25 protein-coding genes are annotated in these 24,882 nt (G+C 68.3%); 18 read left to right on the top strand and 7 right to left on the bottom strand.

The window, feature by feature from the left end; translation table 11 throughout:
- The 7 genes from bcsE to BDO18943_RS08665 all read left to right on the top strand — a co-directional run.
- The coding region (gene bcsE, locus BDO18943_RS08695; RefSeq protein ID WP_175021975.1) for a cellulose biosynthesis protein BcsE at window positions 1–1,570 on the top strand (1,570 nt) is incomplete at its 5' end.
- Window positions 1,567–1,785, top strand: coding sequence for a hypothetical protein (locus BDO18943_RS08690; protein ID WP_043182427.1), 219 nt, complete (start codon window positions 1,567–1,569; stop codon window positions 1,783–1,785). The genes bcsE and BDO18943_RS08690, both read left to right, overlap by 4 nt.
- Window positions 1,782–2,561: a cellulose biosynthesis protein BcsQ gene (gene bcsQ / locus BDO18943_RS08685; protein ID WP_175021974.1), complete on the top strand. Its 780-nt coding sequence runs from the start codon at window positions 1,782–1,784 to the stop codon at window positions 2,559–2,561. The genes BDO18943_RS08690 and bcsQ overlap by 4 nt, the downstream gene beginning before the upstream one ends.
- Window positions 2,558–5,095: a UDP-forming cellulose synthase catalytic subunit gene (gene bcsA, locus BDO18943_RS08680; protein WP_175021973.1), complete on the top strand. Its 2,538-nt coding sequence runs from the start codon at window positions 2,558–2,560 to the stop codon at window positions 5,093–5,095. Before bcsQ ends, bcsA begins: the two co-directional genes overlap by 4 nt.
- A gap of 27 nt (window positions 5,096–5,122) precedes the next feature.
- Entirely contained in the window at window positions 5,123–6,679 is a 1,557-nt protein-coding gene (bcsG, locus tag BDO18943_RS08675) for a cellulose biosynthesis protein BcsG (RefSeq protein ID WP_175021972.1), read from the top strand.
- The gene (locus BDO18943_RS08670; RefSeq protein ID WP_175021971.1) at window positions 6,661–6,855 is read left to right on the top strand and encodes a hypothetical protein; all 195 of its coding nucleotides are present in this window, start codon (window positions 6,661–6,663) and stop codon (window positions 6,853–6,855) included. The genes bcsG and BDO18943_RS08670 overlap by 19 nt, the downstream gene beginning before the upstream one ends.
- Before the next feature lie 35 nt (window positions 6,856–6,890).
- Complete coding sequence (locus BDO18943_RS08665) at window positions 6,891–7,175, top strand: hypothetical protein (RefSeq protein ID WP_175021970.1); 285 nt, start codon at window positions 6,891–6,893, stop codon at window positions 7,173–7,175.
- Window positions 7,176–7,185: 10 nt separating this feature from the next.
- Here the strand turns inward: BDO18943_RS08665 and BDO18943_RS08660 are convergent, their stop codons facing one another.
- From BDO18943_RS08660 to BDO18943_RS08645, 4 genes are read right to left on the bottom strand one after another with little or no spacing between them, the layout of a single operon-like run.
- Window positions 7,186–8,070 carry a pirin family protein gene (locus BDO18943_RS08660; protein ID WP_175021969.1) on the bottom strand — a complete coding sequence of 295 codons (885 nt, stop codon included), beginning with the start codon at window positions 8,068–8,070 and terminating at the stop codon, window positions 7,186–7,188.
- Window positions 8,071–8,101: 31 nt separating this feature from the next.
- Window positions 8,102–8,494: an OsmC family protein gene (locus BDO18943_RS08655; protein ID WP_043182438.1), complete on the bottom strand. Its 393-nt coding sequence runs from the start codon at window positions 8,492–8,494 to the stop codon at window positions 8,102–8,104.
- Between the two features lie 45 nt (window positions 8,495–8,539).
- Window positions 8,540–10,120, bottom strand: coding sequence for a cation:proton antiporter (locus BDO18943_RS08650; RefSeq protein WP_175021968.1), 1,581 nt, complete (start codon window positions 10,118–10,120; stop codon window positions 8,540–8,542).
- A gap of 25 nt (window positions 10,121–10,145) precedes the next feature.
- Window positions 10,146–10,406 (bottom strand): XapX domain-containing protein, encoded by a 261-nt coding sequence (locus tag BDO18943_RS08645; protein WP_043182440.1) that lies wholly within the window; start codon window positions 10,404–10,406, stop codon window positions 10,146–10,148.
- Between the two features lie 274 nt (window positions 10,407–10,680).
- Between BDO18943_RS08645 and BDO18943_RS08640 the strand changes: the two genes are divergently transcribed.
- A complete protein-coding gene (locus BDO18943_RS08640) occupies window positions 10,681–11,367 on the top strand; it encodes a hydrolase (protein ID WP_175021967.1) in 687 nt (228 codons plus the stop codon).
- 63 nt (window positions 11,368–11,430) lie between these two features.
- Here the strand turns inward: BDO18943_RS08640 and BDO18943_RS08635 are convergent, their stop codons facing one another.
- Window positions 11,431–12,354 (bottom strand): LysR family transcriptional regulator, encoded by a 924-nt coding sequence (locus BDO18943_RS08635; protein WP_043182443.1) that lies wholly within the window; start codon window positions 12,352–12,354, stop codon window positions 11,431–11,433.
- Between the two features lie 98 nt (window positions 12,355–12,452).
- On the opposite strand from BDO18943_RS08635, the gene BDO18943_RS08630 reads away from it, so the two are divergent.
- The 7 genes from BDO18943_RS08630 to BDO18943_RS43145 are packed head-to-tail and all read left to right on the top strand — an operon-like array spanning window position 12,453 to window position 18,651.
- Complete coding sequence (locus tag BDO18943_RS08630) at window positions 12,453–12,620, top strand: DUF1427 family protein (RefSeq protein ID WP_043182444.1); 168 nt, start codon at window positions 12,453–12,455, stop codon at window positions 12,618–12,620.
- 18 nt (window positions 12,621–12,638) lie between these two features.
- Window positions 12,639–14,528: an amidohydrolase gene (locus BDO18943_RS08625; RefSeq protein ID WP_175021966.1), complete on the top strand. Its 1,890-nt coding sequence runs from the start codon at window positions 12,639–12,641 to the stop codon at window positions 14,526–14,528.
- A 1-nt stretch (window position 14,529) separates the two neighbouring features.
- Window positions 14,530–14,991 carry a DoxX family protein gene (locus tag BDO18943_RS08620; RefSeq protein WP_175021965.1) on the top strand — a complete coding sequence of 154 codons (462 nt, stop codon included), beginning with the start codon at window positions 14,530–14,532 and terminating at the stop codon, window positions 14,989–14,991.
- Between the two features lie 26 nt (window positions 14,992–15,017).
- Complete coding sequence (locus BDO18943_RS08615) at window positions 15,018–15,932, top strand: VOC family protein (protein ID WP_175021964.1); 915 nt, start codon at window positions 15,018–15,020, stop codon at window positions 15,930–15,932.
- Entirely contained in the window at window positions 15,929–16,627 is a 699-nt protein-coding gene (locus BDO18943_RS08610) for a YoaK family protein (protein ID WP_175021963.1), read from the top strand. Before BDO18943_RS08615 ends, BDO18943_RS08610 begins: the two co-directional genes overlap by 4 nt.
- Window positions 16,624–18,096 (top strand): alginate export family protein, encoded by a 1,473-nt coding sequence (locus BDO18943_RS08605; protein ID WP_175021962.1) that lies wholly within the window; start codon window positions 16,624–16,626, stop codon window positions 18,094–18,096. The genes BDO18943_RS08610 and BDO18943_RS08605 overlap by 4 nt, the downstream gene beginning before the upstream one ends.
- Window positions 18,097–18,150: 54 nt before the next feature.
- Window positions 18,151–18,651: a DUF3331 domain-containing protein gene (locus BDO18943_RS43145; protein WP_175021961.1), complete on the top strand. Its 501-nt coding sequence runs from the start codon at window positions 18,151–18,153 to the stop codon at window positions 18,649–18,651.
- Window positions 18,652–18,761: 110 nt separating this feature from the next.
- Here the strand turns inward: BDO18943_RS43145 and BDO18943_RS08595 are convergent, their stop codons facing one another.
- Window positions 18,762–20,348 carry an acid phosphatase gene (locus tag BDO18943_RS08595; RefSeq protein ID WP_175021960.1) on the bottom strand — a complete coding sequence of 529 codons (1,587 nt, stop codon included), beginning with the start codon at window positions 20,346–20,348 and terminating at the stop codon, window positions 18,762–18,764.
- Between the two features lie 225 nt (window positions 20,349–20,573).
- On the opposite strand from BDO18943_RS08595, the gene BDO18943_RS08590 reads away from it, so the two are divergent.
- The 3 genes from BDO18943_RS08590 to BDO18943_RS08580 all read left to right on the top strand — a co-directional run bounded on the left by BDO18943_RS08590 (window position 20,574) and on the right by BDO18943_RS08580 (window position 22,941).
- Window positions 20,574–21,959 (top strand): cytochrome-c peroxidase, encoded by a 1,386-nt coding sequence (locus BDO18943_RS08590; RefSeq protein WP_175021959.1) that lies wholly within the window; start codon window positions 20,574–20,576, stop codon window positions 21,957–21,959.
- A gap of 113 nt (window positions 21,960–22,072) precedes the next feature.
- Window positions 22,073–22,459 (top strand): hypothetical protein, encoded by a 387-nt coding sequence (locus tag BDO18943_RS08585; RefSeq protein WP_175021958.1) that lies wholly within the window; start codon window positions 22,073–22,075, stop codon window positions 22,457–22,459.
- Window positions 22,460–22,470: 11 nt separating this feature from the next.
- Window positions 22,471–22,941, top strand: coding sequence for an NUDIX hydrolase (locus BDO18943_RS08580; protein ID WP_175021983.1), 471 nt, complete (start codon window positions 22,471–22,473; stop codon window positions 22,939–22,941).
- 133 nt (window positions 22,942–23,074) lie between these two features.
- Here the strand turns inward: BDO18943_RS08580 and BDO18943_RS08575 are convergent, their stop codons facing one another.
- On the bottom strand, window positions 23,075–24,784 hold the full coding sequence (locus BDO18943_RS08575; RefSeq protein ID WP_043182460.1) for a glutamine--tRNA ligase/YqeY domain fusion protein: 1,710 nt from the start codon (window positions 24,782–24,784) through the stop codon (window positions 23,075–23,077).
- Window positions 24,785–24,882: the final 98 nt, after the last annotated feature.

Below are 24,882 nucleotides of genomic sequence, written 5' to 3'. Positions count from 1 at the left end.
GGCCGAGCCGGCCCGCGGCGACGGTGCCGGCGCAGCGGCCGACGCACCGCGCCGCGCGGCACCGGGCCCGTTTGCACGGCTGACCGGCGGCCTGCGCGCGCTGAAGCGTTACGGCTTTCGCGCGCGCTCGCTGTATTTCGTCGAGGGCGCGCAGCGCTGGTTCAGCTGGGACGACCCGATCGCGCTCGCCGACGAGGCGCACGCACTCGCCGACTGGTGCCGCACGCGCCGGATCGCGCTCGTGCTGCTGCTCGATCCCGAGGCGGACCATGCAGGCGAAGAACCACGCACCGACGATGCTCCGCTCGTGCGCGATGCGGATCGCACGCCGCGCAGCGGCTTTCACGGTATCTGCTCGGGCGTCGCGCAGTTGCAGCGCACGCACGGCGAGCTGCTGTGGATCGTCGATTTCTGGCGTGCGGGCGACACGCTCGCGGCCGGCGAGGTACGGTCGCTGCGCTTTGCGCCGGGCGGCCGGCTGTCGGCGAGCGTCGACGGCGGCGCAACCGAGCCCGCGCGCCGCATGAAGCTCGCGAGCGACGAGGATCGCGTCGTCGCCAGCCGCGCGGTGCTCGACGGCACGACCCGCGTGCCCGAGGGCTGGGAAATCGTCGAAGACAACGCGGCCGTCGTCGCGGCCTGCGCGCATGCCCAGGCCGCGACCGCGGTGCTCGTGTTCCACTCGCATGCGCAGCTCGAAGCGCTGTGCGCGGACGTGCACGCGCTGCGCCGGCAATGCGGCGGGGCGCTGAAGATTGCGGTCGTCGAGCGCGGCGAAGTGCTGCGCCAGCAGTTCGAGATGCTCGTGCTGAGCGTCGGCGCGAGCCGAGTCGTCGCGCGCGACCTGCCGGTGTCGCGGATGCAGGCCGCCGTGCACGCGCTGCGCGGCCAGCTCTATGCGCGGCCCGTGGCGGCCGACTATCGTGCGGCGCTCGCGGCCGCGCTCGGCGATTCGGTGCTCGGCTACCTGCCGGTCGGCGCGTTCTGCCTGCGGATTCGCGCGGTGCTCGATCGCGGTGCCGTGCTCGCGCTGCCGCACACGCTCGCGAAGATCGCGCTGCTGCCGGGCGTGTCGCATGTCGACGCGCTGCGGCATTGCCGGCCGCGCCGCGCAGGCGACGTCGTGACGGCCGATGCCGCGCACCTGTACGTGTTCCTGTTCGCCTGCGAACCGGTCGACGCGGAAGACGCGCTCGCGCGCATCTTCGACGTGCCGGTCGACACGCTGTCCGACCGCGTCGTGTGCCTCGGGCACGGCAGCATCGACATTGAGCTCAATGCGCTGAAGGCCGAGAACCGGCGCGCGCCGATCGCCGACTACAGCGATTTGTTCGCGGCCACGCCGCGCACACTGCCGGCGCACGCTGCTCCGGGCGACGCGTTGCCCGACGCGGGCGAGGTGAGCGACGCGATCGATACGATCGATACGATCGTCGCGCTCGAGGCGATCGGTGCGACGCCGTCGGTCGCGGCCGTCGACGCGTCGACGCCGGAACCCGTCATGCCCGCCGCGCGCAAACGCGGTGCCATCCGCAGCGAGATGCCGCTGCGCAAGCAGGGGGTCGCATGATCGCCGAACTCGTCCTCGGTTTCATCGTCGGCATCGCGATCGCGGTGCCGGTGTGGATCGTCGCCCAGCACCTCGGCATCGGCCGCGGCTTTCACGCGCCGCGCGGGATCGACCGGCGCGACGCGGTGCCCTGCGAACTCGTGCCGGTCGCGTTGCGCGGGCGGCTGCTGCCCGATGCCGAGCGCGGCGAACGCGGTGGTGAGGCGGCCCGATGAAGACGATCGCCATTACGTCGACGACCGGCGGCGCGGGCCGCACGACACTCACGGCCGCACTCGCGGTGCTGCTCGCGCGCCGCGGCCGGCCGGTCGTCGCCGTCGAATTCGACGCGCAGAACCTGATGGGCGCGACGCTCGGCCTCGACACGCTGGCCGAGCACGGCCTCGCGCAGAGCGTGCTCGGCGGCGCCGAGCCGTGGCATGCGCATACCTGGCGCAGCGCCGACGGCGTGCTGTTCGTGCCGTACGGGCAGGTCGATGCGGCCGGCGCCGCCGCGTGCGATGCGCGGCTCGCGGCCGACCCGGTATGGCTGTCGCGCGCGCTCGACGAGATCGCGTTGCCGGCCGACGGCGTCGTGCTGATCGACACCGCACGCTATCCGTCGACACAGGCCGAGCAGGCGATTCGCCGCGCGGACCTGACGCTCGTCGTCGTGCCGCCCGAGCCGACCGCCTGCGCGACGACGGCTGCGCGGCTCGGTGCACTGCGCACCGGCGGCGGCGAACTGCAGATCGTCGTGAACCGGCTGAATCCGGCGCGCGACATGCAGCGCGATGCGCTCGCGATGCTGCGCGCGGTCGCGGGGCCGGCGTCGATGCTCGAGCAGCGCATCCACGTCGATGCGGCCATGCCCGAAGCGCTCGCGCGCGGGAGCTGGATCTTCGACGATGCGCCGTATTCGCAGGCGTCGCACGACCTGAACGGTGTGGCGAACTGGGTTCATGCGTGGCTGGCGGCGGTCACCGCCGGCCGCACCGGAGCGGCGCGATGAAGGCCGCGTTCGCGCCGCGACTGCGCACGCTCGGCCGCCGTGCGGCCGACTGGTGCGCACGCGGCATCGGGCTGCCGGCCGAGCGCACGCTGGTCGACTGGCTCGTGCGATTGTTCTTCCACGCGCCGCCGCCGGGCCGGCCCGATTACGTGCGCCGCTGGGTGCGCGTCGCGACCCTGCGGCTCGCGCAACAGTGGGGCGTGCTGCAGCCGCTCAGCCTGCGCGAATGGCTGTGGCGCGCGATCGTGCGTGCGCCGCGCGCGGCCGATGGCCGGCCCGCGCGCGATCCGCTCGCATGGTTCGACCAGTATGTCGTGCCCGTCTACGTGGCCGGGCGCGCGGTCGGCCGGCGCATCAACGCGCTACTCGAGCGCCTGCCGTGGGTCCGCTGGGGCGGCTGGCTCGATGCGCGCGCACACGGTGTCGGCCGGCGCCGCTGGCTCGCGCCGCTGCTGCTGGTGGCCGGCGCGCTGCTGTGGGCGGCGGCCGGGATGTCGCCGCTGATGCCCGGCGCGCAGTTCGCGTTCTTCGCGATCGTCGCGGTGCTGGCGCTCACGCTGCGCCGCCTGCCAGGCCATCTGCCGACGCTCGCGCTGGCCTCGCTCGCGCTGCTCGCGACCGTGCGCTACGTGTGGTGGCGCACCACGCAGACGCTCGATTTCCGCAGCCCGGTCGAGGCCGTTGCCGGCTACCTGCTGTACGGCGCCGAAGCGTATACGTGGATGATCCTGCTGCTCGGCTTCGTGCAGACCGCGTGGCCGCTCGACCGGCCGATCGTGCCGCTGCCCGACGATCCCGACACCTGGCCGACCGTCGACATCTACATCCCGACCTACAACGAGCCGCTGTCGGTCGTGAAGCCGACGGTATTCGCCGCGCAGAGCATCGACTGGCCGAGCGCGAAGCTGCGCGTGTACCTGCTGGACGACGGCAAGCGCCCCGAATTCGAGGCGTTCGCGCGCGAGGCCGGCATCGACTACGTGACGCGCGACGACAACCGCCACGCGAAGGCCGGCAACATCAACCGCGCGCTGCCGAAGACGCACGGCGAATACATCGCGATCTTCGACTGCGATCACGTGCCGACGCGCTCGTTCCTGCAGACGACGATGGGCGTGTTCCTGCGCGACCCGAAGTGCGCACTGGTGCAGACGCCGCACCATTTCTTCTCGCCGGATCCGTTCGAGCGCAACCTCGGCACGTTCCGCGAGATCCCGAACGAGGGCAACCTGTTCTACGGGCTCGTGCAATCGGGCAACGACCTGTGGAACGCGACGTTCTTCTGCGGCTCGTGCGCGGTGCTCAAGCGCAGCGCGCTGGAAGAGGTGGGCGGCGTGGCGGTCGAGACCGTGACCGAGGATGCGCACACGGCGCTCAAGCTGCACCGGCGCGGCTATACGTCGGCGTACCTGCCGACCGTGCAGGCGGCCGGCCTCGCGACCGAAAGCCTCGCGGGCCACGTGAAGCAGCGCACGCGCTGGGCGCGCGGGATGGCGCAGATCTTCCGCATCGACAACCCGTTTCTCGGGCGCGGGCTCGGCTTCATCCAGCGGATCTGCTACGGCAACGCGATGCTGCACTTCTTCTACGGGATTCCGCGGCTGGTGTTCCTGACGATCCCGCTCGCGTACCTGTTCTTCCACCTGTACTTCATCAACGCGTCGGCGCTCGCGCTCGCGAGCTACGTGATCCCGTATCTGGTGCTCGCCAACGTCGCGAACTCGCGGATGCAGGGGCGCTACCGCCATTCGTTCTGGGCCGAGGTCTACGAATCGGTGCTCGCGTGGTACATCGCACTGCCGACAACCGTCGCGTTCTTCAGCCCGAAGCACGGCAAGTTCAACGTGACCGACAAGGGCGGCAAGATCGACGAAGGCTACGTCGACTGGTCGACGTCGAAGCCGTATCTGGTGCTGTTCGGGCTGAACGTGCTCGCGATCGTCGCCGGCCTGTGGCGGCTGGTGATCGACCAGGGCGACGAGGCGTCGACGATCCTGATCACGCTCGGCTGGACCGTGTACAACCTCGCGATGCTCGGCGCGGCGCTGGCCGTGGCGCGCGAGACCAAGCAGGTGCGCGTCACGCACCGGATCGCGATGCGCGTGCCGGCCATGCTGCTGCTCGCCGACGGCTCGACGGCCGCGTGCTTCACGAGCGACTACTCGACCGGCGGTCTCGGCCTCGAAGCGGTGCCGGGGCTCTCGCTTGCCGTCGGCGACACGCTGACGGTGTGCGTGACGCGCGGCGACCGGTCGTTCCCGTTCCCGGTGCGCGTGAGCCGCGTGACGCCGACCCATGTCGGCGTGAGCTTCGATGAGCTCACGCTCGAACAGGAGCGCCAGCTCGTGCAATGCACGTTCGGCCGCGCGGATGCGTGGCTCGACTGGCACGAAGGCGAGCGCCTCGATACGCCGCTCGGCGGGCTGAAGGAAGTGCTGCGTATCGGCCTGGACGGCAACGTACGGATGTGGAAGGGTGCGGCGCGCGGCCTGCTGGCCATGCTGGCGCCGAAACTCGATCGGGCGCGCGACTGACGCGGCGCTCATCATGGAGTGGGTTAGATGACGTTCTGGAATCTGTATTTCATCCTGAAGTTCGCGCTGTTCGCGACCGGGCACCTGCAGCCGTTCTGGCTCGCGAACCTCGCGTTCGCGGTGGCGCTCGCGGCGAGCGCACCGATCCGGCGGCGTGCGTGGCGCATCGTCCGGCAGCTCGTCGCGATCGCGATCGCGGTGCCGCTGCTCGCCCGCGAGATGCATGCACCGCCGCTCGCCCGTCTCGCCGAGGCCGCGCGCGAAGTGAGCACATTCCGCCTCGAGTACTGGATGGAGCTGCTGCCGCGCCTGTTGCCGCCGGTGCTGCTGCTGACGGTGGCCGGCGCGCTGATCGTCTACTTCATCGTCAACCGCTGGCTGCGCGTCGCGACCTTCGTGCTGGCCGTGCTGATCGTGATGCCGCTGTGGCAGGCCGGCAGCGGGCTGATGGCGCGCGTCGTCGCTCCGCTTCCGCAGCAGGCGAACGCGGCAGGCTCGACGCTCGCCGGCCAGCCCGAGGATCACAACGCCGCACTCGCGACGTTCCGCAGCCAGGAATCGCAGCGGCAGGTCGCGTTCGGTCATCTCGGCAACGATCCGGCCGCGCAGTTCGACGTGATCGTGCTGCACATCTGCTCGCTGTCGTGGGACGACCTCGATGCCGCGAAGGTGCGCAACCATCCGATGCTGAGCCATTTCGACTACCTGTTCACGAACTTCAGCACGGCCGCGAGCTACAGCGGCCCGGCGGCGATCCGCGTGCTGCGCGCGAGCTGCGGGCAGGAGGCGCACGCGGACCTGTACAAGCCCGCGCCGCAGCAGTGCTACCTGTTCTCGCAACTGGCGAGCGCCGGTTACTCGGTGCAGTCGCTGCTGAACCACGACGGTCACTTCGACAATTTCCTGCAGGTGATCCACGACAACATCGGGGTGGCCGACGCGCCGATGATCTCGAACGCGGCCGCGTCCGTCGCGATGCACGCGTTCGACGGCTCGGCGATCAAGGATGACTACTCGACGCTCGCGAACTGGTATGCGCAGCGCGCGTCGGTGCCGGGCCCGGTCGCGTTGTACTACAACACGATCAGCCTGCACGACGGCAACCGGATCGTCGGCAGTTCGCTGACGAGCATCGACTCGTATCCGCAGCGCGCGACGAAGCTGATGGACGACTTCGACCGCCTCGCCGACCTGATCGCGCAATCGGGCCGCCGCGCGGTGATCGTGTTCGTGCCCGAGCACGGCGCCGCGTTGCGCGGCGACAAGAACCAGGTCGCGGGCCTGCGCGAGATCCCGACGCCGCGCATTGTGCACGGGCCGGTCGGCGTGCGGCTCGTCGGTTTTGCCGGCAACCACGGCGCGACGACCGTGATCGATCAGCCGGCCAGCTTCCTCGCGCTCTCGCAACTGCTGTCGAACCTCGTGTCGAACAGCCCGTTCAAGCCGGGGGCGACGCTCGCGCAGTACGCGGCCGACCTGCCGCGCACGCGGATGGTCGGCGAGAACGAGGGCACGGTGACGATGCAGACGGCCGACGGTTACTCGGTGAAAACTCCGGATGGCGTATGGATCGACGAACAGTAATTCTGCCCGGCGACGCCGACGACGATCGCCTGTCGCAACCGAACGACGTGCTCGGCCTCGCGCGGCATCTGCCCGCGCTCGATCCCGACCGTTATGTCGACGAGCAGGCGCGCCGCGCGTTCATCGAGTCGCTCGACCGCTGGCCGACGCTCGCGAAGTTGATGGGGCTGCGGTGAGAGGGGCCGTGACGCCGTGCGCCGGGGCGGCCCGCGTGGCCGCGCTCGCGATCGTGGCGCTCGCGCTGGCGGCGCCGGGCGCCGCACAGGCGAGGAAACGCCAGTGCATCAAGTATCTGACCGTGAAGGTTCCCGATCGGATCGTGTCCGACGACGCGATGGTGCATGTCTTCGATCGCGACGGGAAGCATCTCGCGAGCGGGCGCCTCTATCCGGACGGCGTGGCCTATGTCTGCCTGCGCGAACTGCCGCCGGGCGCACAGGTGATTGTCGATCAGTCGCCGCCGCGGCCGGCTCCGATCTACCGCGGCGGGTCCTGACGGCGGCGCGTTACTGCGCGCGACGTTCCGGCTGGCGCGTCCACTCGTCTTCTTCGCCCGGCACCTTGCCGAAGGTCTGGTCGGCCCACGCCGCGCGGGCCGCGTCGATCTTCGCGCGTGCGCTCGACACGAAATTCCATTCGATGAACCGCTCGCCCGGCAGGTGCGCCCCGCCGAGCAGCATCACGCGCGCGCCGTTCGTGCTGGCGAGCGCCACGGTCGCGCCGGGTTCGAGCACGGCCATCGTCGCGGGGGCGAGCGGCGTGCCGTCGACGGTCAGGTCGCCGTCGACCAGATACACGCCGCGTTCTTCATGTTCGGCATCGAGCGCCAGCGTGCCGCCTGCCGCGAATTCCGCATACGCATAGAGCGTGGGAGAGAACACGGCGACCGGCGACGTGAGCCCGAACGCGGTGCCCGCGATCACGCGCACGCTCGCACCGTCGCGCGTGAACGACGGCAGCGTGTCGGCCGGATGGTGGACGAACGCGGGTGCGGTGTCTTCATGCTCGACCGGCAGCGCGACCCAGGTCTGGATCCCATGGACCGGCTGCTCGCGCGGCCGGTCTTCGTCGGGCGAGCGCTCCGAATGCACGATGCCGCGACCGGCCGTCATCCAGTTCACGTCGCCCGGCACGATCTTCTGCCGGAAGCCGAGGCTGTCGTGATGCATCAGCGAGCCGTCGAACAGGTAGGTGACGGTCGCGAGGCCGATGTGCGGATGCGGCAGCACGTCGATGCCGCGGCCGGCCGGCAATACGGCCGGCCCCATCTCGTCGAAGAAGATGAACGGGCCGACGAGGCGCGCGGCACGCGCGGGCAGCACGCGGCGCACGACGAGGTTGCCGATGTCGCTTTCGCGCGGCGTGAGCAGGGTCTTGATCGAGGCGGACATGGTGGGGATCTCGTGGTCGAGGCGGGACGCGTCAGGCGATCGCCGTGTCGATGGTGATCGGATGCGTGAGGATCTTGTGCACCGGGCACGCGTTCGCGATCTGCAGCAGGCGTTCGCGCTGTTCGTCGGACAGGTCGCCGTCGAGCGTGATGCGGCGCACGATCGTGCTGCCCGCGCTGCCGGATTCGTGTGCGAGCTTCACGTGCACTTCGGCGAGCGGCCAGCCCTTGCGTTGCGCGTACATCTTCAGCGTGATCGCGGTGCATGCGCCGAGGCTCGACAGCAGCAGTGCGACGGGCGTCGGCGCGGCATCGCCGCCGCCGAGCGGCGCCGGTTCGTCGGCGCGCCACTGGTGGACGCCATCGCTGAAGTGGACGAGGTAATCGACGGAGCCGATGCTCGCTTCGACGGACAGTTCGCTCATTGCAATTCCATGGGAAAAGGGGGAGGCCGGCGGCTTGGCCGGGCGTTACGGTTCGAGCAGCCGTTGCAGCCGCAGTTCCTCGAAATCGAGTTCCGATTCGATCCGGTGCAGCACGGTGTCGTCGACCTTGCCGTCGCGATGCAGGTCGAGCAGCGCGCGGCGCGACACGCCGACGAGCTCGAGTTCGACGCGCAGCATGCGCGAGCGCACATTGGCCGGCTCGGCGCCGTGGCGATGCGCGCGTTCGTTGAAGGTAACGCGGTTCCGGTATTCGGCGAGCAAGCGGTCGAGCGACGGCCGCTCGAGGCTCGACCCGCGTTGTTCGAGCGCGTCGAGTTCGGCGAGCGCCGCGCCGAACGCATACGCGCGCACCGCATGCTCGGACATCGTGTGCCGCGCGGCCGGGCGCAGTTTCAGCACGCGGATCAGCGGCGCAAGCGTGCCGCCCTGCACGACGAGCGTGGCGATGATCAGCAGGAACGTGCTGAACAGGATCAGGTCGCGGCCGGGGAAGTTGGCGGGCAGTGCGATCGCGGCCGCGAGGCTCACGACACCGCGCATGCCCGACCAGCCTAGCACGATAGCCTCGCGCCACGACCACGGGGCATGGCCGGCACGCGGCGCGCGCAGGCGGCCCGGCAGCCACATCGCGACGAACACCCAGACGATGCGCGCGGCGATCGCCGCGGCGGTGGCGGGCAGCGCGACGCGCAGGCCGGCCATCAGCACCGCGCCTTCGTGGTTCACGCGCGCGAGGATCGCGTGCAACGCGAGGCCGATCAGGATGAAGACGAGCGCATCGAGCACGAACACGATCGCTTCCCAGGTCGCCTTCGCCTTGATCCGCATGTCGGCGTCGAACACGCGATGCTGGCGCACGCCGAGCACGAGGCCGCAGGTGACGACCGACAGCACGCCCGAGCCGTCGACGGCTTCGGCGATCCCGTAGCTGCCCCACGCCATCGCGAAGGTCACGACGATACCGAGCATCGGATCGCGCAGGCGCGGCAACACCCAGCTCATCGCGTGGCCGCACGCGAGGCCGACTGCGATGCCGATCAGCGTGAGCGAGAAGAACAGCCCGGTGGCGCTCGTGGCCGTGATCGACACGGCAAGCGCGGCCGACACGGCCATCTGGTACAGCAGCAGGCCCGATGCATCGTTGACGAGGCTTTCGCCTTCGAGCACCGCGACGAGCCGCGCGGGCAGCGGGTGGCGCTGCAGGATCGCCTTCGCGGCGACCGCGTCCGGCGGCGACACGATCGCGCCGAGCGTGAAGCATGCGGCCCACGGCAACGCCGGGTTCGCGGCATGCACGGCGAGCGCGACTGCGACGGTCGTGAACACCACCGCGCCGAGCGCGAGCGACGCGATCGATGCAAGCTCCTGCCGGAATTCCTTCCACGCGGTGTAGAACCCGCTCGACATCAGCAGCGGCGGCAGCACGGCCGCGAGCAGCAGCGCCGGGTCCATGTCGGGCACGCGCTTGCCGGCGACCGCGACCACGCAGCCGCCGAGCAGCAGTACGACGGCAGGCGGAATCGAAATCCGCTCGGCGAGCCACGTGAGCGCGCCCGCACCGCAAATCAACAGCAGCAGGTAATGAAACAGCTCGACGTTGGTCATGCGTGGCCGTGTGCGACGAGGGCCATCACGACGGCTTGCGGTCGTTCGCGGTGCCGCCCGGCAGTGCGCCGAACATGTGCTGGCTGCATTGTGCATCGCGCCATGCGGTGTTCAGGCGATGGCCCGCGAACATCCGTTTCGCGACGGGCAGGATCTGTTCTCCGGCCAGCATGCCGAGCAGGCCGGTGAGCGCGATGATCGGCGGAGCCGGCGAATTCACGCCGAGCGCGCCGTAGATGACGCCGGCGAGGATGCCGGCGCATAGCGACAGGAAATACGGTTTCATGGCGAGCCCCGTGATGGCAGACGAGTGGCGCGGTGCGCGCCGTCAAGGTCTTGAAAGCGTATCGGGTTTGCGTGAAGAAAAAAAGGCCGGATCGCCCCGAACAGGCGTCGATTCCGGAATCGGATCGATTCCGTTTCTTGGGTGTTCGTGCCGCGCGTTTGCGGCTTAAATATTTAGAGCCGGAAGACGACCCGGCACCGATGCACCCCAGGCTCCTCCCGCTGTCGCGGTCGAGGCAGGCCCCCCTTTTTTCGTTCACAGGACGACTTGCGCCATGAGCAATCCGAAACTTGAAGTACTTACTCCGCAGAACAGCCAGCTGATCTTCATCGACCAGCAGCCGCAAATGGCGTTCGGCGTGCAGTCGATCGATCGCCAGACGCTGAAGAACAATGTCGTCGGTCTCGCGAAGGCCGCGAAGGCATTCAACATCCCGACCACGATCACGACGGTCGAGACCGAAAGTTTCTCCGGCCACACGTACCCCGAATTGCTCGACGTGTTCCCGAACCAGCCGCTGCTGGAGCGTACGTCGATGAACTCGTGGGACGACCAGAAGGTGCGCGATGCGCTGGCCGCGAATGGCCGCAAGAAGGTGATCGTGTCGGGCCTGTGGACCGAGGTCTGCAATACGACGTTCGCGCTGTGCGCGATGCTTGAAGGCGAATACGAGATCTACATGGTGGCCGACGCGTCGGGCGGCACGTCGAAGGACGCGCACGACTTCGCGATGCAACGGATGGTGCAGGCCGGTGCGGTGCCCGTCACGTGGCAGCAGGTCGTGCTCGAGTGGCAGCGCGACTGGGCGCGCCGCGATACGTACGACGCGGTGATGGCCGTCGTGCGCGAGCACTCGGGCGCCTACGGGATGGGTGTCGACTACGCGTACACGATGGTCCACAAGGCACCGCAACGCACCGCGACGCCGCACGAGTCGCTCGCGGCGGTCCCGGCGAAGTAACGGGCCGCCGGCCGCGATCGTCGCGATGGTCGCGACGATCGCCTGCCAGGGGCCGTCGCGCGTTCAGCTGACGGGCAGCGCCCACGGTGCGTGCACGAAGCGTTCCGCGAGGAAGTCGAGCAGCACCGTCACGCGCGCGGCGCGCAGCATGCCGGGCGGCGTGACGAGGTTGACGTTGATGTCGGCGATCTTCCAGTCGGACATCACTTCCTCGAGCTCGCCGCGCTGCATCGCGTCCCACACCAGGAACTCGGGCTGAAGGGCGAGGCCGTGACCGGCGACGAGCGCGGGGAGGATCACGTCCGCGTTGTTGGTGCGAATGCGGCCGTGCACGGATACGCCGAACTCGTCGCCCGAAGCCGGTTGGCGGAAGCGCCAGTACTCCGGCGTCGGCAGGTTCGTGTAGGTGAGGCACACGTGCTGTTCGATGTCGCTCGGATGCGTCGGGCGGCCGCGCCGGTCGAGGTAAGAGGGCGACGCGACGAGCGGGCGGCGTACCGCGCAGAGCCGGCGCGAGCGCAGCGACGAATCGCTCAGCTCGGCGATGCGGATCGCGACGTCGAAGCCGCCGGACACGATGTCGACGATGTGGTCGGTGAGTACGAGGTCGATGTCGACGCGCGGATAGCGTTCGAGAAACGCGGGCAGCACCGGCGACAGATGGCGCAGCCCGAACGACATCGGCGCGTTCACGCGCACGAGGCCGTGCGGTTCGAGCGCCTGAGCGGAAGCTTCGCTCTCGATCAGGTCCGCATCGGCGAGCAGGCGGATCGCACGGTCGCGCAGCAGTTCGCCGGTCGGCGTGAGCGACAGCTTGCGCGACGTGCGGTACAGCAGCATCGCGCCGAGGCGCTTTTCGAGGCGCGCGATCGCCTTCGACACGGTCGGTTGCGATACGCCGAGCAGGTCGGCGGCTTTCGCGAACGAACCGGTCTCCGCGACGCGCGCAAAGATGGCCCAGGCTTCGAGATCAGGAAGGTGTTGCATGGTCGGAACGAATGGCAGGGAAGCGGAACGGATGCGGCGCACCGCGAAGGCGGCCGCGCGATGCCGATGATTCTAATCCGGCCGGGAGAAATATCGTTATGGAATCTTATCTACTTTCGTTGGGCGCCGGCGTGTTGATCGGCGTCGTGTACAGCGTGATCAAGGTGCGCTCGCCGGCACCGCCGCTGATCGCGCTGGTCGGCCTGGCCGGCATGCTGATCGGCGCCCAGGCCATCGCGCCGGTCCGTCACTGGCTCGGCTTCTGACCGCATCGAGGACACTTCATGAGCGCTAACGCTACTCAACCCGATCTCATCCTGCACAACGGGCGCATCACGACGCTCGATCGTGCGAACCCTGTCGCAACCGCCGTGGCGATCAAGGACGGCCGCTTCGTCGCGGTCGGCGCCGACGCGGACATCATGCCGCTCGCGGGCCGCGCGACGAAGGTCGTCGATCTCGACTGCCGCACCGTGCTGCCGGGGCTGATCGACAACCACACGCACGTGATTCGCGGCGGCCTGAACTACAACCTCGAGCTGCGCTGGGACGGCGTGCGTTCGCTCGCGGTCGCGATGGAAATGCTGAAGCACCAGGTCGCGATCACGCCTGCGCCGCAATGGGTGCGTGTGGTCGGCGGCTTCACCGAACACCAGTTCGTCGAGAAGCGCCTGCCGACGATCGACGAGCTCAACGCGGTCGCACCCGATACGCCGGTATTCATCCTGCACCTGTACGACCGCGCGCTGCTGAACGCGGCCGCGCTGCGGGTGGTCGGCTACACCAAGGACACACCCGAGCCGCCGGGCGGCACGATCCTGCGCGATGACGCGGGCAACCCGACCGGCCTGCTGCTCGCCAACCCGAACGCGACGATCCTCTATGCAACGCTCGCGAAAGGCCCGAAGCTGCCGTTCGAGTACCAGTACAACTCGACCCGCCACTTCATGCGCGAACTCAATCGCCTGGGCGTGACGGGCGTGATCGACGCAGGCGGCGGCTCGCAGAATTATCCCGACGATTACGAGGTGATCCGCAAGCTGCACGATGCCAACGAGATGACGGTGCGGATCGCGTACAACCTGTTCACGCAGAAGCCGAATGCGGAGAAGGAAGACTTCGTGAACTGGACGAAGAGCGTCAAGTACCACGACGGCACCGACTATTTCCGCCACAACGGCGCGGGCGAGATGCTGGTGTTCTCGGCGGCCGATTTCGAGGATTTCCGCGTCGCGCGTCCGGACCTGCCGGCGCAGATGGAGGACGATCTCGAAGGCGTCGTGCGCGTGCTCGCCCAGAATCGCTGGCCGTGGCGCATGCATGCGACCTACGATGAAACGATCAGCCGCGCGCTCGACGTGTTCGAAAAGGTCGACAAGGACATTCCGCTTGCCGGTCTGAACTGGTTCTTCGATCACGCGGAAACCGTTTCCGAAAAATCGATGGATCGCATTGCCGCGCTGGGCGGCGGTATTGCGGTGCAGCACCGGATGGCGTACCAGGGCGAATATTTCGTCGAGCGCTACGGCGCGCGTGCGGCCGAGGCGACGCCGCCCGTCGCGAAGATGCTCGACAAGGGAATCAAGGTGTCGGCAGGCACCGACGCGACGCGGGTGGCGTCGTACAACCCGTGGGTGTCGCTCGCGTGGCTTGTGACGGGCAAGACGGTCGGCGGCCTGCGGATGTATCCGCAGCGCAACCTGCTCGATCGCGAGACCGCGCTGCGCATGTGGACCGAGTACGTGACGTGGTTCTCGAACGAGGAGGGGAAGAAGGGGCGTATCGCGGTGGGCCAGCTTGCCGACCTGATGGTTCCGGATCGCGATTTCTTCACGTGCGCGGAGGACGATATCGTCGATACGACGGCGTTGCTGACGGTGGTCGGCGGCCGCATCGTGTGGGGCGCGGGGCCGTTCGCGTCGCACGATGCGCCGATTCCGCCCGCGATGCCCGACTGGTCGCCCGTGCGCGAGTACGGCGGCTACGGCGGCTGGGGCGCGACGCAGCGCAACGGCGCGCCGCTGCAGCGCGCGGCGGCCGCCGCGATGTGCGGCTGCGCGAGCGCATGCAACGTGCACGGGCACGCGCATGCGGGCGCATGGGGCCGCACGTTGCCGACGTCGGACGCGAAGGGCTTCTGGGGCGCGTTCGGCTGTTCGTGCTGGGCGGTCTGACATGGCGGCCCCGACCGATCGAGGCGGTGTCGGCAACCCGGCGTGGATTCGCGTGCTGCTCGCGCAGCCGTGGGTCCTGCCGCTTGCGCGTCTGGCATTGGTGTCCGCGTACCTGATCGGCGGGGTCGCGAAGGCGCTGGACTTCGACGGCGCGGTCGCGGAGCAGGCGCATTTCGGGCTGCAGCCGGCGGCGTTATGGGCGGCGCTGGCGATCGCGGTCGAGATCGCCGGCTCGCTGTGCATCGTGCTGGGCCGCTTCACGTGGCTCGGCGCCGGCAGCCTCGGCATGCTGACGCTGGTCGCGATGGCGGTCGCGAACGATTTCTGGAACCGCACGGGCGCCGAGCATTTCATGGCGCTCAACAGCTTTTTCGAGCATCTCGGGCTGATCGCCGCACTCGTGCTCGCGACCGTGCTCGCCGATGCGAAGCACCTGGCCGGCGACGGCCGCACTACTCGATGACGATGAAACAACCAGGAAATCCTGTCATGAAAACCCTTCGTTCCGTATTGCTCTCCGCGATGATCGCGGGCGGTCTTGCCGTCGCGCCGGTCGTGTTCGCGAAGCCGCCGGTCGTCGCTGCGCCGGTGCCGGTGCTGGCCGTCGGCCCGCAGTACGATACGACCCACGTGTGCGTGTCGCCGGACGATTTCGACCGCTTCACCGACAGCTTCGTCGCGACCTTCGGCGGCAAGAAGTCGAAGCAGGGTGTGTTCCAGGTCACGCCCACGCCGAGCCAGACGATGTCGCAGCTCGTGCTCACGCCGGTCGGCACGGTCTCGGTGTTCGGCTTCAAGACGCCGATCCCGTATCCGTTCTGCGCGGAGCGCACCGGCTACCTCGTCACCGATCTCGACGTCGCGATGAAGACGGCGCGTGCGCACGGCGCGGACGTGATCGTCGACACGTTCCCCGATCCGATCGGCCGCGACGCGATCATCCGCTGGACCGGCGGGCTGAACATGCAACTCTATTGGCATACCGAAGCACCGCACTACGATGTGCTGGAGACGGTGCCCGAGAACCGCGTGTACGTATCGCCGGAAAGCGTGCGCAAGCTGGTCCACGATTTCGTCAAGTTCTCGAACGGCAAGGTGGTATCCGACACCCTCAAGGCACCGGGCATCGAGATCGGCAGGCCGAACGAGACCTACCGTCGCATCCGCATCGAATCGGGCTTCGGCAAGATGACCGTGCTCGTAACCGACGGCCACCTGCCTTACCCGTTTGGTCGCGAGATGACCGGCTACGAAGTGCCCGATCTCGCCGCGACGCTGAAGAAGGCGCAGGCCGCGGGCGTGACGGTGCTCGTGCCGCCGTTCACGTCGGACGGCCGCGACGCGGCGCTCGTGCAGTTCCCGGGCGGCTACGTCGCAGAGATCCACGCGAGCGCGGCGCGATGAAGCACGAGGACACGATCCTTGCCGCGGTGGCCGGCTTCGTCGACACGCTGAGCTTCGTTGCGTTGTTCGGGCTGTTCACCGCGCACGTGACCGGCAACTTCGTGTTGATCGGCGCGGGCATCGCGGGCTTCGGCCAGGGCGTCGTGCTCAAGCTGAGCGTGTTTCCGGCGTTCGTGTGCGGCGTGATCGCGAGCAGCCTGATCGCACGCTCGATGTCCGCACGGCCCGCATGGCAGGGCACGCGCGCGTTGCACGCGGTGCAGGCGGTGCTGCTGCTCGGCTTTTGCGCGGCCGGCGTGTGGGCGACACCCGTCACGCAGCCCGACAGCCTGCCGGCGCTCGTGGCCGGCATCGTCGGCGCATTCGCGATGGGCGTGCAGAACGCGCATCCGCGCGTGATCCCGCGTGCCGGCGGCGTGCCGAACACCGTGATGACCGGCAACGTGACGCAGGCGATCCTCGACGTCGTCGACATGCTGTCCGCCGGCACGGCCGACAGCGTGCGCGCGGCGGCACGCGCGCGTTTCGCGAAGATGCTGCCGGCGATCGTCGCGTTCGCGCTCGGCGCGGCGTGCGGGGCGCTCGGGTTTCGCTATATCGGCTTTCTGGCGCTGCTCGCGCCCGTTTGCGCGCTGGCGGCGCTTGCGCTGTGCGCGGCCCAATCGGCGGGTGCCATCACGAAGGAGCGCGCATGAACGGGTATCGGGAACAGGCGCATCGCGGCCGCCGCTTCGATCGTGCCGCGCGCGTGTCCGTCGTCGCGGGGCTGCTGTTCGCCGGGCGCGGCGCCGCGTTCGCGGAAACGTCGCCGGCATCGGCGCCGGCCGCTGACGGCGCCGCATCGACGTGCACGGCCAAGCGGCCGACCGTGCTGTTCAATCGCTGGCAGGAAGACTGGTCGGTGCTCGCGAATCCGTGCGTGCCGCGCGCACCGCTCGACGGCCTCAAGTACATTCCGCTCGGCAACGATCCGGCTTCCTATCTGTCGCTCGGCGTGAACCTGCGCGAGCGTCTCGAGACCGTCGACGCGCCGCTGTTCGGCATCGGTTCCGCGCAATCGGACACGTACCTGATCCAGCGCGTCGAAGTGCATGCCGATGCGCATCTCGGTCAGCACTGGCAGTTCTTCGTGCAGTTGCAGGACGATCGCGCATACGGCAAGAACACGATCTCGCCGGTCGACAAGAACCCGCTCGATCTCGAGCAGGCATTCGCGACCTATACGGGCGCGCTCGGCGGCGGCACGTTCAAGTTCCGCGTCGGCCGGCAGGAGATGGCGTTCGACCTGCAGCGCTTCATCGCCGCACGCGATGGCCCGAACGTGCGGCAGGCGTTCGATGCGGTGTGGGCCGACTACGAATACCAGCAGTGGCGTTTCATCGGGTATGCGACGCAGCCGGTGCAGAACCGCAGCGCGTCCACGTTCGACGATGTGTCGAACCGCGACCTCACGTTCAGCGGTGTGCGTTTCGAGCGGAAGGCGGTCGGGCCCGGCGACCTGTCGGGCTACTGGTCGCGCTACAACCGCAGCAACGCGCGCTTTCTCGATGCGAGCGGCGCGGAGCGCCGTGACGTGTGGGACCTGCGTTACTCCGGTACGCAAGGCCGTTTCGACTGGGATCTCGAAACGATGCTGCAGACGGGGACGGTCGGCAGCAGCACGATCCACGCGTGGGCGGTCGGCTCGATCGCCGGCTACCGGCTCGACGCGCCGTGGTCGCCGCGCATCGCGCTGCAGCTCGACGCGGCATCGGGCGACCGGCATCCGCACGACGGCCGCGTCGAAACCTTCAATCCGCTGTTCCCGAACGGCTACTACTTCACGCTGGCCGGCTTCACCGGGTATTCGAACCTGATCCACGTGAAGCCGTCGGTGACGCTGAAGCCGTCGCCGAACCTGTCGCTGCTTGGGGCGCTCGGGTTCCAGTGGCGCGAGACGACCGGCGATGCGGTCTACCAGCAGGGCAACGCGGTGGTGCCGGGCACGGCAGGCAAGGGCGGGTTGTGGACGGGGATGTACGTGCAGCTGCGTGCGGACTGGACGATCGCCGCGAACCTGATCGGTGCGGTCGAGGCCGTGCATTTCCAGGTCGGCGATGCGATCCGCCAGGCGGGCGGGCATAACGCCGACTATGTCGGGGTCGAGCTGAAGTATGGGTGGTAGCACGCGTGCCGGGGCGCGTTCGCCGGCGATGGGTTGCGCGATGCGAGGTGTCGGATGAATGCGCGCGTGCAGGTGCTCGTGTATTCGGACGAGATGCTGATCGTGCGCTGGCTTGCGCCGGGCGGCGCGGAGCAGCGCTGGGCACCCGGGCGCGCGCTGCGCTCGGGCCAGTGCGCGCTGTCCGGCGAGAAGATCGTCTGTGGCGACGCCGTCTTCAGCGCCCGCGGGCGGGCGCCGTTCGAACCGAAAGCCATGATCCTGGCGGCGGCGCTTGACCGGCCGCGCGCGTCGACGGTTCGCCCGCACGTACAGGTGCTCGAGCGCTCGGCGCAGCTGCTGGTCGTGCGCTGGGTCGAACCGGGGCGTGCGCACTTCGGCGAGCAGCACTGGAAACCCGGGCGCGCACGGCAGGCCGGTTTCTGCGTGCTGTCGGGCGCGCGGATCGCGTGCGGCGACGATGTGTTCCGCCCGAGCGGACGGCCGACGCCGCCGAATGCTCGCGCGATGATTCTGGCGGTCGCGCTCGATGGCGCCGGGCTGAAGCACGGCGGGTGACGCGGCGCGCGGTGCTTGCGCGCGCGCAACGACAAAGGGCGGCCGAAGCCGCCCTTTGTCGTATGCGGCCGGCATGACGCCGGCCGGTGCATTGCCGTGCCGCTGCGCCGTTACAGGTTCGGCGACAGTGCGAGCGCGTTCGTCAGGTCACCCATCGGCTGGCCGCCGTTGGCCTTCAGCGCGTCGTCGCGCTGTTGCAGGCCCGCGAGGCGCGGCAGCGAGAAGCGGCGCGTGATGAAGCGCAGGATCGACGCGGTGTCGTACTGCGTGTGGTCGACGAAGCCCTTCTTCGAGAACGGCGACACGATGAGTGCCGGAATCCGCGTGCCCGGGCCCCAGCGGTCGCCCTTCGGCGGCGACACGTGATCCCAGAAGCCGCCGTTTTCGTCGTACGTGACGACCACGACCATGTTCTTCCACTGCGGGCTGGCCTGCAGGTGGGCGATCACGTTCGCGATGTGCTGGTCGCCGCTCGACACGTCGGTGTAGCCCGCGTGTTCGTTCAGGTTGCCCTGCGGCTTGTAGAACGCGACCTGCGGCAGCGTGCCCGCGTCGATCGCCTTGATGAACTCGCTGCCGTCGGCGCCGCCGTCGAGCAAGTGCTGCGCGCGGCTCGTGCTGCCCGGTGCCTGGTTCGCGTAGTAGTTGAACGGCTGATGGTGCGGCTGGAAGTTCGGCGCCGTCATGTTCGGGCCGTAGATCACGTTCGCGGTGCCGCTTTGAGCGGCCTGCAGCGCCTGGTTCCACGCACCGCCGTACCATGCCCACGACACGCCGGCGTTGGTCATCAGGTCGCCGATGTTCTGCTGCGATTGCGGCGGCAGCGTCGATGCGGCCGACGGGTCGGCCAGGTTCGGATCGCCGCCCGAAGCCGCCTTGTTGCCGCTCGGCTGGTACGGCGGCTGCATCGTGTTGATCGCGTAGAAGTCCGGCGTCAGGTTGCCCGAGTTCACGAACTTCGGAATGCCGTCGAGCGCGGAAGCCGGCGAGTTGGTCGCGAGCTGCAGCGACTTGCCGTCGGCGGCGACGGCCGAGATCGAACCGGCGGCCGGGCTCTTGTCCGCGTTCGCGTAGAACGGCGCGCACGCGCAGATCAGGTACTGGTGGTTCAGGAACGAGCCGCCGAACGCGCCCATGAAGAAGTTGTCGGCCAGCGTGAACTGCTGCGCGATCTTCCACAGCGGCAGCTTCGTCGCGTCGGGCGTGTAGTGGCCCATCACGAGGCCGCCGGAATCGGCCCAGGCGGCGAACATGTCGTTCTTGCCGCCGTTGATCTGCATCTGGTTCTCGTAGAAGCGGTGATACAGGTCGCGCGTCGTCACGCTCATCGACGTATTGAAACCGTTCGGGTCGTCGATCGCGAACGGCGCGTTCGGCAGGTTGGCCGTCATCGCTTCGGTCACGGCGGGCGTGACGCCCTTCGCGGTCAGGCCGCCCCATACCTTCGGCAGCGTCGCGAGCGGCTGGCCGTTGCGGTCCTTCTGCTGCGCGCTGGCTGCGGTCACGTTCTGCAGGCCGTTCGCGCCCGGGAAGTTGCCGTACAGGTTGTCGAAGCTGCGGTTCTCGGCGTAGATCACGACGACGTTCTTCACCGTCGACAGGCCTTGCTGCTGCACGTCGTCGCCGCCGCAGGCGGTGAGGGCGGCGGCCGCGGCAACGGCGATCGGTGTAAAGCGAATCCAGGCGTGGTTTTTCATCCGTTGTACTCTCTATCTCTCTCTTGTCGCGTGGGGAACCGGAGCATTCGTGTACCGCCGGTTCGCGAGGGTAACCGTGGCATGTCCGGCTGTAAGCATTTTGAGGGTGCGATTTGACAGCCGGGTGTAGGCGTCCTTTCGATTAGCTGTCGATTCGTCGTCATGTAACGGTCATGCGGCTGACATAAACTCCGGCCGCTCCTGAACCCACTTTCCGACGAATCGATGAAGCCTCGCCAACCGACAGCCGGCGCGTTCGCGCGTTCGTGGCTGCACCTGACCGGCGCATTCGCGCTGGTCACTACGCTTGCAACCCTTGCCGGCTGTGACGGACAGCCGGGGGCGGGTGCGCCGACCGTACAGGCCGCCAGCGCGGCGAGTACACCGGGCGCCGCCAATGTGGTTGCGTCCGCAACGGTTGCCGCGAGCGGCGCGGTGGTCGAGACGAACCAGCCGCAGACGCGGGCACAAGTTTACGAAGGCGTGCGCCGGATGACGGCGCTCGGCAAGCAACTTTTCTTTGACCCTACGCTGTCAGGTTCCGGCAAGCTCGCGTGCGCGTCGTGCCACAGCCCCGATCACGCGTTCGGCCCGCCCAACGCGCTGGCCGTGCAATTGGGCGGCGACGACATGAAACGTCCGGGCTTTCGTGCGGTGCCGTCGCTCAAGTACCTGCAAGGCGTGCCGCAGTTCACCGAACACTTCCACGATTCCGACGACGAAGGCGACGAGAGCGTCGATGCGGGCCCGACGGGCGGCCTCACGTGGGACGGCCGCGTCGACACGGGCGCCGAGCAGGCGCGCATTCCGCTCACGTCGCCGTTCGAGATGAACAGCTCGCCCGCGAAGGTCGCGCAGGCCGTGAAGGCCGCGCCGTATGCGGACGAGTTCCGCGCGGTGTTCGGCGTGAAGGTGCTCGACGACGACGCGGCCACGTTCAAGGCCGTGCTGCGCGCGCTCGAGACGTTCGAGCAGACACCCGAACTGTTCTCGCCGTACACGAGCAAGTACGACGCGTATCTCGCCGGCCATGCGCAGCTCACGCCGGCTGAACTGCGCGGGCTGCAGTTGTTCAACGACGAGAAGAAGGGCAATTGCGCGAGCTGCCACATCAGCCAGCGCGCGCTCGACGGCACGCCGCCGCAGTTCAGCGATTTCGGGCTGATCGCGGTCGCGGTGCCGCGCAACCGCGCGCTGCCCGTCAATCGCGACCCGCGCTTCTACGATCTCGGCGCGTGCGGCCCCGAGCGTACCGACCTGAAGGGTCGCGACGAATTCTGCGGGCTGTTTCGTACGCCGTCGCTGCGCAACGTCGCGCTGCGCAAGACCTTCTTCCACAACGGCGTGTATCACACGCTCGAGGACGTGATGCGCTTCTACGTCGAGCGCGACATCCATCCGGAGAAGTTCTATCCGGTCGTGCACGGCAAAGTGCAGATCTACGACGACCTGCCCAAGCGCTACTGGCCGAACATCAATCGCGAGGCGCCGTTCGACCGCAAGCGCGGCGAGCAGCCCGCGCTGAACGAAGCCGAGATCAAGGACGTGATTGCGTTCCTGGGTACGCTGACTGACGGATATCAGCAAACGGCCGCGCCGGCCGGCCACTAGAAGGCGGCGTCGACGGCACGCATGCTATCCTCGCTCGCTGACAGGCGCAGTGTGCGTGCCGGTTCGCCGGCATGCACACTGCGCCGTTCGATCGAACATCCAAGGAGAACAACATGTCGATGCGTGCATCCCTTTCCGTCGTCACGCGTGTGCTGGCCGGCGCCGCGTGCGCAGCCGCGATGCTGCCTGCCCATGCGCAGAACAACCTGAACTTCCTGAACGACACGCCGCTCAGCTACTTCAGCAAGACCGACCGTGCGTCGCTTGCGAAGACCGCCGCGCAGGTGCGCGACGAAGGCAAGGACGGCGAGACCACGACGTGGCAGAGCAGCGGCCGCGGCACGCAGATCGATGCGAAGCTCACGCCGAGCACGTCGGAAACCGACGGCAAGACCTGCCGTGAAATCGCCACCGAGATCACCGCGAAGGGCCAGACGATGACGCTCAAGCCCGTCTATTGCAAGACCGACGCGGGCAAGTGGCAGCTGCAGAAGCGCTGAGCACGCACGTGATGAAGCGGGGCGGCGCGCCGCGCACGGTATCGTGCGGCGTCGTGATCCTCGATGCGGCCGGCCGCGTGTTCCTCGCGCACGCGACGGATACCACGCACTGGGACATCCCGAAGGGGCAGGGCGAGCCGGGCGAGACGCCGGCCGACGCGGCGCTGCGTGAACTGCTCGAGGAAACCGGCATTGCATTCGCGCCGGCCCGCTTGCTCGATCTCGGCCGTTTCGCGTACCGGCACGACAAGGACCTGCACCTGTTCGCGGTGCGGGTGCCCGAAGGCGAGATCGATCCCGCGCAGTGTACGTGCACGTCGCTGTTTCCGAGCCGTCGTGACGGCTCGATGATTCCCGAGATGGATGCGTATCGCTGGACCGCGCCCGCCGACGTCGATGCGTATGCGAGCCGCAGCCTCGCGCGGCTGTTTCGCACGAAGCTGTCGCTGGCGGAGTTGCATCGGCGGTTGACCGGTGGGTGAACGAGCGTGGCGGTTTCCGCTGCCACGTGACCTGGCTTCGCTTCAAAGCACACAATAAAAAAACCGGCCCTGAGGCCGGTTTTTTTTATGGGCACGCGACGGCGGCTTGCGAAGCCGCGCGCGAAGCACGCCGTTACGCCGGCTTGCCCCAGCTGTCGCGCAGCCCGACGATCCGGTTGAACACCGGCTTGCCCGGCTTCGAATCGACGCGGTCCGCAACAAAGTAGCCGTGGCGCTCGAACTGCAGGCGCGTTTCCGGTGCGATGTCGCCGTTGCCCGGCTCGACGTACGCGTGCACGATCTTCTTCGAATCGGGGTTCAGCGCTTCGAGGAAGTTCGCGCCGCCCGCGTCCGGATGCGGCTCCTTGAACAGGCGGTCGTAGATCCGCACTTCGGCCGGTTGCGCATGTTTCGCGCTGACCCAGTGAATGTTGCCCTTGACCTTGTACGTGTTCGCGCCTTCGGTGCCCGACTTGCTGTCCGGGAAGTAGTTGCAGTGCACGGCCGTCACGTTGCCGTCGGCGTCCTTGTCGAAGCCCGTGCATTCGATCACGTAGCCGTAGCGCAGGCGCACCTTGTTGCCCGGGAACAGGCGGAAATAGCCCTTCGGCGGGTTTTCGACGAAGTCCTCGCGCTCGATCCACAGCTCGCGCGAGATCGGGAACGTGCGCACGCCGCGTTCCGGATGATGCGGGTGCACGGGGGCCGTGCACGCCTCTTCGAGATCTTCCGGATAGTTGTCGATCACGAGCTTCAGCGGATCGAGCACCGCGACGGTACGCGCGGCCTTGTCGTCGAGGTCGTCGCGCAGCGCGCCTTCGAAGATGCTCATGTCGATCCACGAGTCGATCTTCGTCACGCCGATGCGCTCGCAGAACAGGTGGATGCTCTCCGGCGTGAAGCCGCGGCGGCGCACGCCGACGATCGTCGGCATCCGCGGGTCGTCCCAGCCGTCGACGTGGCCTTCGGTGACGAGCTGCAGCAGCTTGCGCTTGCTGGTGATCGCGTACGTGAGGTTCAGCCGCGAGAATTCGATCTGTTGCGGCAGCGGGCGCGTGAACATGCCGGCTTCCGCGAGTTCGTTCAGCACCCAGTCGTACAGCGGGCGGTGATCCTCGAACTCGAGCGTGCACAGCGAATGCGTGATGCCTTCGAGCGCGTCCGAGATGCAGTGCGTGTAGTCGTACATCGGGTACACGCACCACGCGTCGCCGGTGCGGTAGTGGTGCGCATAGCGGATCCGGTAGATCACCGGGTCGCGCATGTTCATGTTCGGCGAAGCCATGTCGATCTTCGCGCGCAGCACATGCTCGCCTTCCTTGAACTCGCCGGCCTTCATGCGGCGGAACAGGTCGAGGTTTTCTGCCGGCGTGCGCTCGCGGAACGGCGACGGCTTGCCGCCTTCCGTCAGCGAGCCGCGGTTCGCGCGCATTTCATCGGCGCTCTGGCTGTCGACATACGCCTTGCCGCGCTGGATCAGCAGCTCGGCGAACTCGTACAGCTTGTCGTAGTAGTCGCTCGCGAAGTACTGGTGATCGACCGCGTCCTTGCGCCAGTCGAAGCCGAGCCAGCGCACCGCGTCGACGATCGAGTCGACGTACTCGACGCTTTCCTTTTCCGGGTTCGTGTCGTCGAAGCGCAGGTGGCACACGCCGCCGTAGTCGCGCGCGACGCTGAAGTTCAGGCAGATGCTCTTGGCATGGCCGATGTGCAGATAGCCGTTCGGCTCGGGCGGGAAGCGCGTCTCGACGCGGCCGCTCCATTTGCCGGTGCGGTTGTCGTCGTCGATGATGTTGCGGATGAAATTGGAAGCCGCGGGGGCGTCGTTGCGTTCGGTGCTCATGCGGATGGCGTCAGGTTGTGTCGGCGCGTCGCGCCGGTTTAATCCCGTGATTCTACCTGACCGGGGTCCGTCCCGCGCGGCTTGCGGCATGGCAGACG

It is taken from the genome of Burkholderia aenigmatica (genome assembly GCF_902499175.1).
Classification (GTDB): Bacteria; Pseudomonadota; Gammaproteobacteria; order Burkholderiales; family Burkholderiaceae; genus Burkholderia; species Burkholderia aenigmatica.
Note: the sequence above shows the minus strand (reverse complement) of the source record. Positions and strands in the feature narration are given on the sequence as shown.